This is a genomic window from Streptomyces sp. NPDC098789, from assembly GCF_044759975.1.
Lineage (GTDB): Bacteria > Actinomycetota > Actinomycetes > Streptomycetales > Streptomycetaceae > Streptomyces.
In genome coordinates this window covers 167,474-184,030 of sequence record NZ_JBIWAJ010000004.1, presented here as the reverse complement: position 1 = coordinate 184,030, position 16,557 = coordinate 167,474, and the positions used below count along the sequence as shown (strand labels likewise).

Below are 16,557 nucleotides of genomic sequence, written 5' to 3'. Positions count from 1 at the left end.
CGGCCCGCCGGAAACGTTGCGGTGACGGTCCGTGCGGAGCATGGAGGGCATGGCAGCAATCGACGCCCTCACCTCCGCCCCCGGCGGCTACGGACCGGGAGCACCATCAGCAGGCGAGACCTGGACCGGGACCGGGATCCGCTTCCCGCTGCGCCCCTCGGCGGCGGGCACAGCGGGAAGCGGACCGGCGGCCGGGGACCGCCCCGGAGCCCCCGCCTGGCTGAGCGGGCCCGCCGTGGTCCGGCAGTCGATCGAGACGATCCTCGAGACCGAGCCCGGCGAGCGCGTCATGCGGCCCACCTTCGGTTGCGGACTGCGCCGCCACCTGATGGCGCCGAACACCCCGGCCACCCGGGGCGCCATCAGCGCGGAGATCAGCGAGGCGCTCACCCGCTGGGAGCCGCGGATCAGGGTCACCGAGGTCTCCGTGACCCCCGGGGAGGAGCCGACCATGGTGTGGATCGACATCGCCTACGTCCACCTCCTGGACCTGCGCCCCGACAATCTCGTCTACCCCTTCTACCTGCGGTAGCGGAGGGAGGGAGCGCGCATGCCACTGATCGGCCCCATCCTCGACGACCGCACCTTCGAGCAGCTCAGGGACGAGCTGGTCAAGCGGATCCCCGTCTACGCCCCCGAGTGGACCGACCACAACGCGGGCGACCCCGGCATCGCCCTGCTCGAACTCTTCGCGCACCTCGGTGAGTCGCTGCTCTTCCGCTTCAACCAGATCCCCGACACCACCAAGGTCGCGTTCCTGCGGCTGCTGGGCGTCCGCCCCCGGCCCGCCCTGATCGCCCGCACCCTGTTGGTCCTCGACACCGAACGGCCCGCGGGCGTCCAGGTCCTGCGCGGCACCGAAGCCCGCGCGGGCGCCGTCCCCTTCGAGACCGACGGCGAGGTGGTGGCCTGGCCGCTGGAGGTCCTGGCGGTCGGGAAGACCGCCGCCCCGGCCCCGTCCGCCGACGACCCCGCGCGCGCGGCCACCGAGAAGCGGCGCCGGCAGAACGCGGTGGAGGCGCTGCCGCCGGCCGAGCGCGACCGGGCCTGCGCCGGCGCGCCCGTGTCCTTCTACGTCACCACCGCCGTGCCCTCCGACCCCCTGGGCGGGGCCGTCCCGCCGCTCGACGTGTCCGCCACCCTCGACCAATGCCTGTGGATCGCGCTGCTGGCCAAGGACTCCGCCGACCCGAGCGCGTTGCGCGGCCGGAGCATCTTCCTGGGCGTCCTGCCCGACGAGGAACTGCCGCGCCCCTACGACCTGGTGCCCCGCACTCCCGGGGACCCGACCCGGTTGCGCGCGTCGGACCTCCTCTCGGCGCCGCCCGGCTTCCTCTGGGAGCTGTGGAACGGCCCCGCCGGCCCGTCCGCCTTCACGCCGCTCGACGTCCTCGCGGACACCACCCGCGGACTGACCGCGCGCGGCGTGGTCTCGCTCGCCCTGCCGTCCGCGTTCCCCACCCACGCCCGGGGCGCCGTGGGCAGCGCGGGCGCGGACAGCCCGCCCCCGCTCGACGACGAGAAGGCCGCCGCACGGGTCCTGGGCTGGCTCCGGGTGCGCCGTCCGGCCGGGGAGAACGACGCCATCCACCGCATCCGCTGGGTCGGGATCAATGCGGTGGGCGCCCTCCAGGCCCGTACCGCCACGCCCGAACTCCTCGGCACCGGCACGGCCGACGCGGGCCAGGCCTTCCGCCTCACCCAGCGCCCCGTGGTCGCGGGCAGCGTCCGCCTGGAGGTGGAGGAGGCCGACGGCTGGCTGCCCTGGACCGAAGTCGAATCCTTCGCCACCAGCGGCCCCCTCGACCGGCACTACACGCTGGACGCCGAAGCGGGCGTGGTCCGCTTCGGCACGCGCGGCCGACTGCCCCGGATCGGCGAGCGGATCCGGGTGCTCTCCTACCGGTACGGCGGCGGCTCCGCGGGGAACGTGGCGGCCGGGGCGATCGGCTCCTTCACCGGGGTCGCCGGAGCGAAGGTCACCAACCCGCTCCCCGCGACCGGGGGAGCCGATCCCGCGTCCCTCGCCGATGCCCTGGACGCCCTGCCCGCCGAGGTGCACCGCCGCGACCGGGCCGTCACCGCCGAGGACTTCCGGGCGCTGGCCCTCGAAGTGCCCGGGATCCGGCGCGCCGAAGCACTGCCGCTGCTGCACCCCGACATGCCGACCCAGCCCGCGGCGGGCGTGATCAGCGTGCTCGTCTTCCCGACGGAGGACCTGCGCGACCCGGGCGCACCCCTGCCCGACCTCGCACTGCTGCGCCAGGTCGCGGCGTACCTCGATCCGCGCCGGCTGGTCACCACCGAGCTGTACGTCATCCCGCCCACGTACGTGGACATCGCGGTCTCCGTCGGCATCCGCACCCGGGAGGGCTACCAGAGCGACGCGGTGCGCCGCTGGGTGGAGCTGATCCTGCGCCAGTACCTCGCCCCGCTCCCGCCGTACGGGCCGGAGGGCGGCGGCTGGCCGCTCGGCCGGGCGGTGCGGCGCGCGGAACTGGAGGCCGTGGCCGTCCAGGTGGAGGGCCTCGCATACATCGAGGACGAACTGCTGCTGGCCCGCCGCGCCACACCGTCCGCGACGACGGGTGCGGGGACGGGGACGGAACCGCGGGCAGGGGCGGCCGGCCCGGTGTGGACACCGATGCCGCTCGTTCCCCTACGGCCGTGGGAGGTCCCCCGGCTCTCCGCGATCACCGTGGTCACCGGCACCCCGCTGCCCGTCGGCGCCGGCTACGGCACCCCGCCGCCGGCCCCGGGCGACCCCGTCGTCGTCCCCCTGCCCCCGGAGGTGTGCTGATGTACGCGGACCGGACGCTCGGCCTGCTCGCCGACGCGGATCAATGGGCGCGCTGCGCCCACGAATCGACGGCGCTCCTGGACGAGGGCGGGGTCTGCCTGGCCTGGGAGCCCGAGCCGGAACGAGGCCCCCCACCGGCCGGGCACGGGCCCGCCGGGCTGGCCTTCGACCGCTGGGGCCGCGCCTACCGGTCGCACCCGAGGACCGGCCGGGTCGAAGTCCTGCCCACCACGTGCACCGGGTCCGCCGCCGGCGCTCCGCACCAACCGCCCGGCACCCTGTGCGTACCGCGCGGACTCGCCGTCGACACGGCACAACGCCTCTACATCGCCGAATCCGGCGCGGGCGCCGTCCAGGTGGTCGACCTCTGGGCCGAACGGCCGCTGCGCCGCGTCCCGGTCCGCGACGCCGCCCGACCGCACCGGCGGCCGCTCGACCTCACCGCCCACTGCGGCGCCGTCGTCGCCCTGCTCACCCGGCCGGCCGGCCTCGTCCTGCTGCGCGGGCGCCGTGACCCGCGGCCCGGGCCCGTGCTGCGCCCACCGGCAGGGGCCGCGGGCCTGCGGCCCACCCGGATCGCCGACCACGCCGGGCAGGTACACGTCCTGTGGACCGGACCGGGCGGCGGCCGCGCCGTGGTCGCCCGGGCGGACGGCTCCCGACCGCTCGTCGTGCCCGATGCCGGTGACCTCGACTTCACCGCCGAGGGCACCCTGGTGGTGGCCCGCGGCCCGGGCCGGCCGCTGCGCCTCTTCCGCCCCGACGGAGCCTCCTGGGCCGAGATCGAACCCCTGCGCGCCCCCGGTTACGACGGCGGAGCCATGACCGTGGCCCCCGACGGCCGGATCGCCTTCACCACCGCCCACGGCACGGCCCGTACGGCGGGACCCGCCGCCCGCTACACCCCCGCCGGCCGGGTGGTCTGCTACCGGCTGGACGCCGCCGAGTACCGCACCCGCTGGGGGCGGGTGTTCCTCGACGCGTGCGTCCCGCCCGGCACCGACGTCCGGATCAGCTGCCTCACCAGCGACGAGGACACCGTCCCCGACCCGCTGCCCCGGACGCCTCCGGTCCGGGGCGGGCGGGTCGTGCGCCACCCCGAGCTCACCCCGCCACTGCCCTCCGCGGACCAGGTCGCCGCCCATCTCCCCGACCCCGCGCCGCTCTTCCGCCGCCCGACCGGGCGCGAATGGCCCTGGGCGCAGATCGCCCCCGATGACGGGTACGACACGTACGAGGCCCCCGTGACGGCCCCGCCCGGCCGGTACCTGTGGATCGTGCTCCAGCTGACCGGAACCCTCCGGCTCACCCCGCGCGTGCGGGGGCTACGGGTGGAGCGGCCCGGCCACCGGCTGCCCGGCCAGCTCCCACGGGCCTGGAGCCGGGACGAGGGCGACGCGGACTTCCTCCAGCGGTTCCTCGCCCCCGCCGAAGGGCTCCTGCACGAGCTGGACGGCCGGGCCGCCGAACGCACCCTGCTGCTCGACCCGGACGCCACTCCGCAAGAAGCCCTCGGCTGGTTGGCCGGGCTGGTGGGCCTCGCCCTCGACCGGCGCTGGCCCGTCGCCGCCCGGCGCGCGTTGGTCGCCCAGGCCTACGACCTCTTCCGGATCCGGGGCACCGTGGCCTGCCTCGAACGGATCCTGCGCCTCTTCCTCCCGCTGCCCATCAGCGTCGTGGAGAGCTGGCGGCTGCGCGGACTCGGCGGGGCCGTGCTCGGCGCCGGACCCGGCGGGCCCCCCGCCCCCGCGGTCGGCGGCGCCGCGAGCACCTCGGGAGCGCTGGGCCGCTTCACCGTCGGCGGCACCCGACCCGGCGAAGACGGATACACGGCCACCGCACACCGGTTCAGCGTGCTGATCCCCGCCGACCTCGGCGCGGAACAGCTGGAGGTGGTCCGGGCCGTCGTCGAGGCCCACAAGCCCGCGCACACCCTGGTCGACATCTGCCCGCTGGGCGCGGGGATGCGGATCGGCCGCACCCTCCACCTCGGACTGACCTCCGTCGTGGGCCCCGGAGCCGCCTGGGGCCCCGCCGTCGTCGGCAGCGTCCGGATCGGCGACGACGGCATCGTCGGTGTGCCCGCCGTCGGCGCGCGCGTCGGCGAGACCTCCATCGCCGGGGCGGTGAGGGTCGGATGAGCCCCGCCCCCGCCACTCCGCCCACTCCCGCCACCCCGCCCGGGCCGGGCGCCCCCGCCGCCCCCCGCGCCCCCGAGCATGCGGGCCGTCGGGGCACGGCGGTGTCCGAGGCGCCGGGGGACGCCGCGCGTCCCGTCCTCGTCGTCGACCGGCTCTCGGTCATCCTGCGACCGGCCGCCGACACGGGGGCGGCCGATCCCGGACGGCTGCGCGGCCCCCTGAGGCACGCCCTCGGGGGCGGCCTCGAAGCGGCCCTGCGGGCCCTGGACCTGCCGCCGGGCCGCTGGTGCCTGCCCCGCCTCGACCTGACCGTTCCCCTCGACCTGGCCCGCCCCGACCCCGCGCTCGCCCGGACCTGGTCCGAGGCGGTCGCGGCCGCGATCGAAGAGACCGTGCGGGAGGGCCGCCCGGGCACCTTCGTCCACTACCGGCACGACGGGGAAGCGCTGGCCGACGCGATCGCCGGGCTCGCGACCGGCCGCACCGCCCGACTGTGGGCCTGGCGGCAGACCGGCGTCCTGCGCGCCGGGGACCCGGACCCGCTGGCCTCGCCCGGCCCCGCGATCCTGGCCGCCCTGGACCGACACCCCCGACAGGCCCCCGCCGCCCTGCTGCGCGCCGCCGAGCGGGCCGGGCTCGCCGCCCTGGACCGGTCCCTGGGCCGAGCCGGCTGGCAGCTGCTCGCCGCGCGGCTCACCCCGGACGCCGCCTGGACCGCGACCGCCGCCGGGGTACGGGCGACCCCCGCCGGAGCGCCGGACCGGGCGGCCCGCGCCCGCGCGGCCACGCTCGCGACCACCCTGGCCGCCGCCTCGCCGCTGGCGGAGCTGATCAGGTCGTCCCGGCTGCGCCCCACCGCGCCGGTACGGGCCGCGTGGGCCGTGCTGGTCGTCGCGGACACCGCCCCGGCCCTGCTCCTGCGCCCCCCGCCGGCCGGCCTGGCGGGGGAGCTCGCCGAGCGGCTGTGCGGCCCGGCCGGTGCGCCCGCGGAGCACGGCGCGGACCTCGCGCCGCCGGACCCGGGCGTCCGCCCCGCACCGGAGCCCGTCCCGTCGCCCGCCGCAGCCCCGGTCCCCGCCCCCACCGGGCCCCCCGCCGCGCCGGCCGATGCCGTGCGGGGCGCCGGGGTCCCCGCGCCCGGGGCCACCGCGCGGCCGCCCGTCGCCCCGGCCGACCCCGTCGCGCCCCGGGTCCCGGTCCCGCCCGGAGCCGACGGCTCCCGCGCGCGGGGGACCGTACCGTCCCGGTCCGGGACACCCGCGCGGCCTCCCGGTCCCGCGGCGGGCGGGGACACCGGCTGGACCGGCCTGCTCTTCCTCTTCGCCACGGCCGCCGAGACCGGACTCCCCGACCGGGTCCTGGACGAACCCGACCTCGCCGCCCGCCCGTTGTCCTGGGTGCTCCACCGCGTCGCGCGGCTCCTGCTGCCCGACGCCGCGGCCGAGGACGCCGCGCTGCTCGCCCTGGCCGGGCTCGGACCCGACCGCGTCGCCACCGTCACGGCCGCCGCCCCCGCGACCCCGGCCGAGCGGGCCCGGGTCGCGGAACTCGCCGCGGACTGGGCCCGCGTCACCGCCGCCCGCCTGCACGGCGAGCGGGCCGGCGCCACTCCCCTGGAGGAGGTGGCGGCGGTGGCGGCCATGGCCCGCCGCGACGGACGGATCACCGCCGAGCCCGGCTGGATCGAGGCGACGCTGTCCGCCGCGAACACCGATCCCGTGGTCCGCCGCGCCGGACTGGACCTCGACCCGGGCTGGCTCGGCTGGATCGGCGCGGTCGTGAGGTACCGCTATGTCTGACCGCATCAGCCGAGACCTCTCGGCCCGCGCGGCCACCGTCGCCGTCCGACTGGCCGACCTCCTGGACCGTACGTGCAGCGCAGAGGCGGGCGGCGCGCCCTCGGCGTTCCTCCGGGCCTGGGCCGAGGGCGCCGCGAGCCGGGCAGTGATCGGCGACCCGGCCGTCCCGCTGTTCGCCACCCCCTTCGGGCGCCTGGTGGACCGGTTCGCACTGAGCCCGCTGGAGTGCGAACTGGTCCTGCTCGCCGGGCTCCCCGAGGAACACGAGGGCCTGGCCCGGACGCTGCGCGCCATGCATCCCGGCGGCGCCCCGCACCCCAGCGTCGGCCTCGCCTGCCTGCTCACCGACCGCCCCGGCGACGACGGCGGGAGCGGGGTCCCGGCCCGGGTGGTGCTGCGCGGGCTGCTCCACGAAGGCGCCGCCGTGCGCGGCGGCGTCCTCGTGCTCACCGGCGAGGGCCCCTTCCACGAACGCTCGCTCACCCTCGCCGACCAGGCGTGGGAGGCGCTGCACGGGCATCCCGCCTGGCCCGCCGCGCTCGCCCCGGTCGACCCCGGTCCACCGGTCGCCGGTCTGGAGGCCTGGCTCGAACGCCCCGAGACCGCCCGAGCCGTGGCCGCGCTGTGCTCCGCCGAACCCCGCGTCCTGCTCGTGCCGGACCGGGACGAGACCATCGCGCTGAGCCGGTGCGCGGCGCTCGCGAGGGCGGCCGGGCTCGGACTGACCGCCGCCCGCGCCCGCCCCGACGACCCCGTGGCCATAGGGCTGTTGGGGCTGCACGCGGCGGTGCGCGGCGCGGTGCCCCTGCTGATCGCACCGCCGCCGTCCGGCGGCCGCGGTCCGGTGGTCCCCGCCCTGGACCGGCTGCCGGGCCCGCTCCTCGTCTGCGCCGCACCCGGGACGGTCCGACCCGGCCCGCAGTGGCCCGTACTCACCGTGCCCGTCGGCCCGATCGGTGCCCGGGACCGGCGGGCGGCGTGGCGCGCCGCCCTGCCCGACGCCCCCGAGAAGGCCCCCGAGCTGGCCGCGCGGCACCCCCTCGACCCCGCGCTCACGGCGCAGGTGGCCCTCGACGTCCACAGCCGGGCCGCGCTCGGCGTGCGGGACGAGGGCGTCGAGCAGGACGTCCGCGGTGCCATCCGGGCCCGGGCCGCCGCGCTGCTGCCCCCGGGCACCGAGCTGCTCACCCCGCGCGCCGGCTGGTCCCGGCTGGTGCTCGCGGGGGAGTCCGGACGGCAGCTCCGCGACGCCGTGGCGCGCCTGCGCGACCAGGCCCTCGTCCTGGACGACTGGCGGTTGCGGGAAGCGGCCCGGGCGGCCCGCGGGGTGCGGCTGCTGCTCACCGGGCCCTCCGGGACCGGGAAGTCACTGGCCGCCGAGGTCCTGGCGGCGGAGGCGGGGCGCGACCTCCTGGTCGTCGACGGGTCCGAGCTGGTCTCCAAGTACATCGGCGAGACCGAGAAGAACCTCGCCGCGTGCTTCGACGTCGCCGAGCGCACCCAGGCGGTCTTCCTCCTCGACGAGGCCGACGCCCTCTGCGCCACCAGGACGGAGGTCTCCGGGTCCAACGACCGCTTCGCGAACATGGAGACGGCCTACCTGCTCCAGCGGCTGGACCGGTTCGACGGCCTCGCGGTGCTGACCACCAACCTGCGGCAGAACATCGACGCCGCCTTCACCCGCCGGATGGACTTCGTCGTGGACTTCCCCTTCCCCGACGCGGAAGGACGCCGTCGGCTGTGGGAGATCCACCTGCCGCCGGGCCTCCTGCACCCCGGGGTCGACCTCGCCGCGCTCGCGCGGCGCTGTCCGGTACCGGGCGGATGGATCCGCAACGCCGCCATCGGCGGCGCCTTCCGCGCCGCGGACCAGGGCAGAGCGATCCACCAGGACCACCTCCTCGACGCGATGCGGCGCGAGTACGCGAAGGCCGGCCGGCCGTTCCCCGGGGGCGGCCCCGACCCGGGCGGCACGCCCGTGGACCGGCGAGCCGCTATCGCCCTGGCCGCCGCCGAACCGACCGCGCCCGTCGAGGAGTCCGATCGGCGCAGGCCCCCGCAGGAACCCCCTCAGGAGGAGAGATCATGACGGCGCTCGGCACCGGCAGCACCAGCCCGTGCGGCTGCGGCGGCGCGTCCGCCCCGGACCTGCCCACCGACGACCCCCGCGGCACGGCCTGCGACCCCGGCCCCTGTGCCGGGGACGAGGTCGGGGCGAACCCGTTCCTCGCGCTGCGCGTTGCCTTCGGGATGCTGCTGGGAGAGGACGACTTCCGCGTCCTGATGGGGAACCCGCGCGGCAAGCAGATGCTGCACAACGCCTGGCTGCACGGCCCCGGCGTGGTGTGGGGCCTCGGCGTGCGGCGCGAGGGCGGCGAACTGCGGGTGGTGCCCGGACTCGCCGTGGACGGGCTCGGGCGCGAGCTGAGCCTGGAGACGTCCTGGTGCGTCTCCCTCACGGAATGGGCCGCGGCCTGGGCCGCACGCCACCCGGATCCCGGTCAGGCACCACCCGACCCGGTGCCGGGCGCGCCCGCGCAGCCCCCGCCCTGCCCTCCCGCGTCGAGGACCGTCGAGGCGTGGGTCCTCGCCGAGTTCGCGACCTGCCCGGACCGGCCGGTGCCCGCACTCGCCGACCCCTGCGACGTGACGCGGCGCCACGACGACTTCTCCCGGATCGTCGAGACAGCGCGGATCACGATCCGCTCGAAGGCGCCCGCCCCCTGGCGCCCGTACCACCGGGTACGGGTCCTGCTCGGGCTGGACGAGGTCCTGCCGGGCGACCGGGCGGGCGAGGAGGCCCGGCGCGCCGCGGCCGAGGTGGCCCGGGTCCCCGAGGCGCGCCGCGCCCCGGCCCTGCTCGAAGCCTTCCGGCGGCTCGCCGCGCTGGACGCCACCGCGCAGGCACCGGAGCGGGCGGAGGGCGACGCGTGCGCGCCCGGGGCCCCGGTGACGGAGGACCACGCCGCGGTGGTGCTGGCCCGCCTCACGGTAGAAGTCACGCAGTACGAGGAGTGCGTCCGGATCGGCGCCGTCACCCTGGACGCGGGGGTCCGTACCGCGATCCTGCCGACCACCACGATCCAGGAACTGCTGTGCGCCCTGGCCCCCGGCCTGATCGGGGCCCCCGCCGCGCCGGACGCCGGCGGTCCGCGGCTGGTCCCGGACTCCCTCACCTGGTCGCGGGAGCACACCGTGCTGAGCTTCGACGTCACGGCCCCGCTCACCCCGGGGTCGGCCGAACCCGAAGGGGTGGAGATCAGCTCGCTGTCCGACGCGGGGCGGGGCTGGGCCGACGACGAGGTCGCGGGGATCAGGATCTCCACCGACGGCCTCCGGGTGAAGGTCGACCTCGACCAGCGGCCCGCCTACGAGACCGTCCGCATCCGGGTCCGCGGCACCGGCTCCAAACCGCTCTACGGGAAGGACCCGGCCGTGCCGTTCGCCGGAGTGGTCGGGGGGCCGCCGGGCACCGCCGACGAAGGGAACGACGCCATCATCACCGTACGTCTGCCGCGCGTGTCGGCGACGGGGAGGAGCGAGGCATGACCGTCACCGAGGGCACGCCCCCGTCCCCCGTCACGCCCCCGCCCGCCCCGCCGGTGCAACCGGTCGCCGCCGGCCCGGGCTCCCCGGCGTCCGACGGCACCCCCGCGACGGCGGGCGGCGGCATCGACCGGCTGACCGCCTTCGACGGCCTGTTCCTGCGCGCCGAACACCTGAACCGGATCCAGGACTACGCCCGCGAACTGGCCCTGGCCGTCGGCGAGGCGGGCGGTCCCGGCGTCGCCGAGGGGTACGAGGTCAGCGTCAAGGACGCCACCTTGCGCGTCGGCGGCGGGCTCGCGGTCGCCCCCGACGGCCGCCCGCTGCGCTCACAACGCCTGATCACCCTCCCGCTCGGCGGCCTCACCCCCGGACCCCACGCCTTCTGGTACGTCGAGGTCGTCCCCGCCTCCTGGCCCTACGGCGACGCCCCGGTCCAGGGCAGCTACTGCGACGACCCCTGCTCCGGCGCGGGCACCACGCGCAGCCCCTACGGCGCCGAGGGCGTGCGCATCCGGCTCACCGAGGCCACCGAGCCCGGACTGGACAACCGGCCCGCGGAACACCGGCGCAACTGGCTCGCCTCCCGCCTCTTCGCGGCGGAGCGCACCGAACGCTCCGCCTGGCCCTACGGACCGGGCGCCGTCGACCTGCCGCAGACCTGGACCCCGCCCACGGTCACGGGCAAGGCGAAGGGCGTCAGGCTCGCCGTGCTCAGCCGCGCCCCGGGCACGGCCGCCGCCTGGGAGGTCGACACCTGGACCGCCCGCCGCGAGCGCGGCGCGCCCCCGCCGTACCGGTACTGGCAGGCACGGACGGGGATGCGGCCCTGGGACGTGTTCATGGCCCAGATCCTCCAGTTCCAGTGCCAGCTGGCGGAGTTGACGGCCGCCAGGGCGGCGCCCCGGACGGATCTCCAGCCGCTGCTGGAGCAACTGGCCCGGCTGGGCCGGCAGACCTTCCTGCAGAGCCACACCAAGGAGCAGCTGGGGCGGGAGTTGGGCCTGCTGGTCGAGGGCATCGACGCGGGGCGGCTGTGGGGCCCCGGAGCGGTCGACGTGCCGGAGCCGGAGACCCTGGAGCGGCTCGGGATCACCGAACTGCCGCCCGCGGGCTATCTGCCGCTGGCCCCCGAGGACGACGGCGGGAGCGATTCACTCTCCCCGACCTCCCCGACCTCCCCGACCTCCCCGACCTCCCCGTCCGCCGTCTCCCCGCCCCTGTCCGCGGCCGCGCTCGGCCGGATCGAGACCTTCCTCGGGCCGCAGGTGGAGGTGCGGTACTGCTGGTGCGGCACGGCCGATGTCGCCCAGGCGGTGCAGGAGGCCCAGCACCGCGACCGGATCCCGCTGGACCGCCCCGCCGCCGTCGACATCCTGGTCCCGGCTGATGAACAGGGCCGCCCCCTCACCAACTGGGTCGCCTTCGTCAGGCGGCAGCAGCGCTTCTGCTACAGCCCGGGGGAGGTGACCGGCGCGCGGGACGGGACCCACTCGACCGAATGACCTGTAGCAGTCGGTGACTGATCCGTGACGCAGTGCACATAGTATCCATGGCGGGCTTTCTAGCAGGGGGACCGCCTATGAATACGCCGAGCACGTTGCATACGACGAGTACGTTGACCACGCAGTTCCGCGAGTCGGTGGCCCGGGTACCGGGGCAAGGGGACACACCGACCCTCCACCTCATCGGTGGTCCGCGCGTGGTGCACCGGGGAAGACGGCTGGACGTTCCGGAGGGCAGCAAGCGGCTGCTGGCCTTCGTGGCGCTCAACGGGGGCCGGGTCGAGCGTCGGCACGCGGCGGGCACGCTGTGGCCGTCCGGCGACGACCTGCGGGCGGCGGGCAACCTCCGCTCGGCCCTGTGGCGGCTCAAGGCCGCCGGGATCGACCTGCTCGACTCCGACAAGTGCTCGCTCGCGATGCGCGAGCACACCGTGGTCGACCTCTACGTCCTCTACGGATGGGCGGGACGGCTCATCGGGGGCACCGCCACCGGCGAGGACCTGTCCGCGCTCAAGTGGCGTACGGACGCCCTCGATCTGCTGCCCGGCTGGTACGACGACTGGGTGCTGCTGGAGCGGGAGCGGGTCCGTCAGCGCCTGCTGCATGCGTTGGAGGCGTTGAGCCGCCAGCTGGGTCGGGCCGGGCGTCATGCGGAGGCGGTCGAATCCGCGCTCGTCGCGGTGGGCGCGGAGCCCTTGCGGGAGAGCGCCCAGCGGGCCCTGATCGAGGCCCACTTGGCGGAGGGCAACCTGATCGAGGCGATGCGGACGTACGACGCCCACCGCGAACTGACGCGGCGGGAGCTGGGGGTGGATCCGGGCCGCGAACTGTCCGAGCTGATAGCGCGGTTCTGTCGCACCGCCACCCCGCGCCTGCGGGCCAGGCAGGCGGCCGGCCACAACTGACCCGCGGCGCCGCCGTGCCCACCCTCCCGCGCGGACCGATCCACGGCGCGGGAGGGCGGGTGGAAAGGGCAGTTGACGGTCCGTCGGGACCACCCCTTGGTGTGGCCGAGATCCGGGCCGGTGGCAGGATGGGCCCGTGACCTGTGATGATCCCGCCGCCCTGCTCTCCATCGGCCAGGGCCGTGCCCGCGAACTGACCGACTCCACCCGATCCGGGGAGGGGTACGAGGTCTTCACCCAGGCCGAGGCCGTCTTCGGGCCGGTGGAGGTGGTACGGGCCGAATTCGCCTCCCGTCTGCACTTCGCCGCCAAGGTGCTCGGGCGTGACGCGTACGCCGACCAGGTGGCCGCCGCCGAACCGGGCCTGCCCTGGCGGACGGTGTGGGCCTGGTGGCGACCGGTCGGCGCGCACCGAGCCGAGCCCAACCTGAGCGGGGACCGGTCGGCCACGGTCCTCGATCCGGTGGAGTCCGATCCGGCGCGGGGAGCCGCCGACGGCGGACCCCTGTTGGCAGTTTGGTCGCTGTGGACCGCGCAGCGCTGGTTCGACCTGGAGACCGGAGCGCCTCGCCCCGCACCCGCGGCGGGGGAGTTCGCGGAGCGCGACGAAGAGGCGCAGGACGACGGGCCGTTCCTCTTCGACACGGACGAGGACGCGTGGGCCCTGCAGTGTCCGGGCACGTGGGAGGAGCCGGTCGCGCTGGGCGGCGGACGCTTCCTGATCGTCGAGGCGCGGGGCATCGCGGTCGTGGAACGCAACGAGGCCGTGGTCGAGACGGGTTGGCCGACCGGCGGCGCCGATCACGACTCCTGGGAAGGGGCCACCGCGACGCCGTGGTTCGTCGCCCCCTCCCCGACGGGTGCGCCCCTGGACGCGGCCCGCGTGGACGCCGTCTTCAGTGACCTCGTGATCCGGCTGCCCGAGCAGCGGTTGCCCGCGGCGCTGACGCACCGGCCCACCCGCGACCTCCTCACCGCCGTGGGGCTGCCCCGGCACTGGGCGGCCGGGGTGAGCGGCTTCGCGCTCGCCTTCGGCGAGCAGCAGCCCTGGGCGCCGGACGCGGACGCCGGGGGACTGCTGCACCTGGGCACCTTCGAGTTCGGTTACGGCGACGAGGGGAGGGTCCTCCTCCACCCGGAGACGGGCACCGTCTCCCTGACGCGGGGGGACCCGGACGACGACGCGCTCCCCGCCCCGTTCCCCTTCGCCCGCGACACGGAGACGTTCCTGCGCCTGCTGGAGGCCGTGCACCGCTTCATGGGCGCGTGCTGGGACCCGTATCCGGCGGAGGGCGGGCAGGCGGACTTCCGCGCCGAGGTGTCCGCCCACGCACCGGACGCCCTCGACGAGGCGACCCCCGGCGGGGACGCTTGGGGTCACCTCTTCGCGTCCATCACCGAGCTGGGCGTGGACGGCTACTGATCACTCGTACTCGGTGCCGCCCTTGCGCGTCAGGTAGGCGGGGCTGACCGCCTTGGCGATGGCCCGGCCGCCCACCACCGGGCTGTACCGCTCGGTGACCGGTCGGATCACCACGCCCTCCCGCAGGTGCAGGGTGCGCCCCGAGACGGTCTCCCGGCCCGTGGCCAGCTCCAGCACGGCGTCGGGGTCGTACGGCCCCTCGTGCAGCCGCGGCACCAGCGGCAGCTCGCCGTCGGGGAGCACGGTGGCGGGATCCAGCCACCGCACCTGTCCGTCGATCTCCGCCGAGACGTCGAAGACGGCGTAGCCGAGCAGCTCGCCGCGCCCGTCCGCCCCGTACGTAAGGTCCTGCACCCCCGATCCGAAGACCTCGCCGAAGATGCCGACCCGGGTCGCGCCCAGTCGCTCGGCGAGCCGGGCCGCGACGGCGGGCACGTCGTGGGAGCGGACGGCCCGCCAGTACAGGTTGCGCGGATCTCCACCAGGGCCAGCCCCCTGGCACCGTAGCCCTTCGAGGAGACGTGGGTCCGGCCGCCCTCGACGACGTAGGTGGTCAGGCAGGCGGTGCCGTGCAGCTTCTCGGTGAGCACGACCGGCTCGCCGGGGGTGAAGACGTCCGGGTAGCGCTGCAGGTTCTCGATGTCGACCCACGGCAGCAGGTCCGGCGCGGCCTCGACGGCGCCGTTCATCCTGGTCGGTACGGGCGGCGACCACTTGGTGATGCCGAGCAGCTCCGCGAAATCCGTCCCCTCATCGGCCGCGCGGACCAGGTCCACGTCCGCCAGCACCGCCGGTCGGCACACGATGCCCTGGGAGAGCTCGCCGCGCAGCCTGACCGCCTTGACCCGGTCCGCCCCACTGCCCGACAGTCGTCCGGTCAGTCCGAGCTCGTCGATCAGCCCGGCGGGGAGGACCGCCTGCTCCGGGATGTACACCGCGCATTCGCCGGTCCGGTAGGCGCCCTTCGCGACGACGGCGCGGTACAGGCCCACCTGGGCCAGTTCGAGGGCGTCGGCGTTCGGATGGGTGTGGACGGTCAGTGGTTCGGCGGTGACGCGCAGCGTCGACATGTCGGCTCTCCTCGGATGCGGTTCTGCTCGCAGGTCACTCTCGGCGACCGGAATTTCCGTGGGCCAGTGGATAACGGTCTGCTAGCCTCGCCGGCCGCACGGACCCCCCTCACCCCGCCGGACACCGGCCGCGGGCTTGCGGACCGATCGGGTCCAACCGGCAGAATCCGGCACCGGCGTTATCAGGGCGCAACCAGAGAGAGGCTCACACCGGGCGGCACAGCGGCCCGACAGGCGCATACTGGTGACAATGACAAAGTCAGCCGGAACCCGGCGCCACCTGCCAGCAAGCCCGTTCAAGGCCGCGACCGCTCCGCCACTCAGGGTGTTTGCCGTCGGCGACCGGGTCACACACGATCAGCACGGCCTCGGCCGTGTCATCGCGATCGAGGACGGAATCGCGGTTCTCGTCGATTTCGGCTCGTCGCGCATGCGGATCCTGAGCCCGTACACCAAGATGACCACTCTTTGAGACGGTGAGGGTCGGGCGGAGGTGTGGCGATCAACCACGCCTCCGTCCGCTCCCACCCGATCCCGGCATCTCCGAACCACGAAAGGCGGCGCGCCCCCATCGACGCATCACCGCTGTTCTCCGCGCCGGAAACGGCACGGACCCACGTCACCACGCCCGCATCGCGGCTCCCGGCGACGACGAACCCCTTCAGGGCACCCGATTTCGGCCCCGAGGACCCCTTTTCGGACACGAGTACGGCCCATGGTGGCGGGGAGCTGAGCGACCCCTTCACCCCGTAGGCCCGGCCGCCCTACGCACACGCTGACCGGGGACGACGTCCTCGCGCAGCGGCACGTCGATGACCGCCCACAGCCGGTGACCGTCCGGATCCGCCTCGGATCCGCAGCCGCGCAGGCCGGGAAGGTCGGCGACCCCTCCCAGCAGGCCCGGGTGCGCCTCCGTGCGGGCACCGGCGAGGTGGCTGAGCACGGCGATGCAGGCCTGCCCCTCCGTTGCCGCGAGGTGCAGGCTGATCCGTCGCCCGCCGTCCTCGACGGCGGCCGCGACCAATGCCGAGACCACCGCCCCCACCTGGTCGGGGTCGGGCAGGTAGCGCCAGGCGGTGAGCCGGTCGACGACGAGCCGCCGGACCCGGATCGCGGCCCAGGGCCGCGCCTCCAGGGCCCAGTTCGCCGCGCGCTGGTTCACGACGGTGAAGACGCGCTCCGGGCGGGGCGACTCGACCGGTCTCCGCGGCGGCGGGGGCGTGCGCGGCGGATAGTCGGGCCGTCGCTCGGCCGTGTGCTCCGTACGGTCCGTGGGCACTGGCACTGTCACGGTGACCCTCCCCTGTGAGGCGTGGGCGCGCCGGGCCGCCCGGCGCACATGCTAGGCCGCGGCCCCGCGCACCGCTG

11 protein-coding genes and 1 pseudogene are annotated in these 16,557 nt (G+C 76.2%); 10 read left to right on the top strand and 2 right to left on the bottom strand.

What is annotated here, in order from left to right; all coding sequences use genetic code 11:
• The first annotated feature begins 49 nt into the window (after positions 1–49).
• The 9 genes from ACIQWR_RS10930 (at position 50) to ACIQWR_RS10890 (ending at position 14,119) form a co-directional block, all read left to right on the top strand.
• The gene (locus ACIQWR_RS10930; RefSeq protein ID WP_404006705.1) at positions 50–532 is read left to right on the top strand and encodes a GPW/gp25 family protein; all 483 of its coding nucleotides are present in this window, start codon (positions 50–52) and stop codon (positions 530–532) included.
• 18 nt (positions 533–550) lie between these two features.
• Complete coding sequence (locus tag ACIQWR_RS10925; RefSeq protein ID WP_404006703.1) at positions 551–2,800, top strand: putative baseplate assembly protein; 2,250 nt, start codon at positions 551–553, stop codon at positions 2,798–2,800.
• Entirely contained in the window at positions 2,800–4,941 is a 2,142-nt protein-coding gene (locus tag ACIQWR_RS10920) for a phage tail protein (RefSeq protein WP_404006701.1), read from the top strand. The genes ACIQWR_RS10925 and ACIQWR_RS10920 overlap by 1 nt, the downstream gene beginning before the upstream one ends.
• A complete protein-coding gene (locus ACIQWR_RS10915; protein WP_404006699.1) occupies positions 4,938–6,740 on the top strand; it encodes a hypothetical protein in 1,803 nt (600 codons plus the stop codon). The genes ACIQWR_RS10920 and ACIQWR_RS10915 overlap by 4 nt, the downstream gene beginning before the upstream one ends.
• Positions 6,733–8,829, top strand: a complete 2,097-nt coding sequence (locus ACIQWR_RS10910; RefSeq protein WP_404006697.1) for an ATP-binding protein — start codon at positions 6,733–6,735, stop codon at positions 8,827–8,829. Before ACIQWR_RS10915 ends, ACIQWR_RS10910 begins: the two co-directional genes overlap by 8 nt.
• Positions 8,826–10,289 (top strand): hypothetical protein, encoded by a 1,464-nt coding sequence (locus tag ACIQWR_RS10905; protein WP_404006695.1) that lies wholly within the window; start codon positions 8,826–8,828, stop codon positions 10,287–10,289. Before ACIQWR_RS10910 ends, ACIQWR_RS10905 begins: the two co-directional genes overlap by 4 nt.
• Positions 10,286–11,791 carry a hypothetical protein gene (locus ACIQWR_RS10900; RefSeq protein ID WP_404006693.1) on the top strand — a complete coding sequence of 502 codons (1,506 nt, stop codon included), beginning with the start codon at positions 10,286–10,288 and terminating at the stop codon, positions 11,789–11,791. Before ACIQWR_RS10905 ends, ACIQWR_RS10900 begins: the two co-directional genes overlap by 4 nt.
• A gap of 113 nt (positions 11,792–11,904) precedes the next feature.
• Positions 11,905–12,696 (top strand): BTAD domain-containing putative transcriptional regulator, encoded by a 792-nt coding sequence (locus ACIQWR_RS10895; protein WP_404006691.1) that lies wholly within the window; start codon positions 11,905–11,907, stop codon positions 12,694–12,696.
• Positions 12,697–12,832: 136 nt separating this feature from the next.
• Positions 12,833–14,119 carry an SUKH-4 family immunity protein gene (locus tag ACIQWR_RS10890; protein ID WP_404006689.1) on the top strand — a complete coding sequence of 429 codons (1,287 nt, stop codon included), beginning with the start codon at positions 12,833–12,835 and terminating at the stop codon, positions 14,117–14,119.
• Here ACIQWR_RS10890 and ACIQWR_RS10885 read toward each other — a convergent pair.
• Positions 14,120–15,189, bottom strand: a pseudogene (locus tag ACIQWR_RS10885) (RNA ligase (ATP)).
• Between the two features lie 250 nt (positions 15,190–15,439).
• Between ACIQWR_RS10885 and ACIQWR_RS10880 the strand changes: the two are divergent.
• Positions 15,440–15,661: a hypothetical protein gene (locus tag ACIQWR_RS10880; RefSeq protein ID WP_385772531.1), complete on the top strand. Its 222-nt coding sequence runs from the start codon at positions 15,440–15,442 to the stop codon at positions 15,659–15,661.
• 270 nt (positions 15,662–15,931) lie between these two features.
• Here the strand turns inward: ACIQWR_RS10880 and ACIQWR_RS10875 are convergent, their stop codons facing one another.
• On the bottom strand, positions 15,932–16,480 hold the full coding sequence (locus tag ACIQWR_RS10875) for a hypothetical protein (RefSeq protein WP_404006687.1): 549 nt from the start codon (positions 16,478–16,480) through the stop codon (positions 15,932–15,934).
• Between the last annotated feature and the right edge of the window lie 77 nt (positions 16,481–16,557).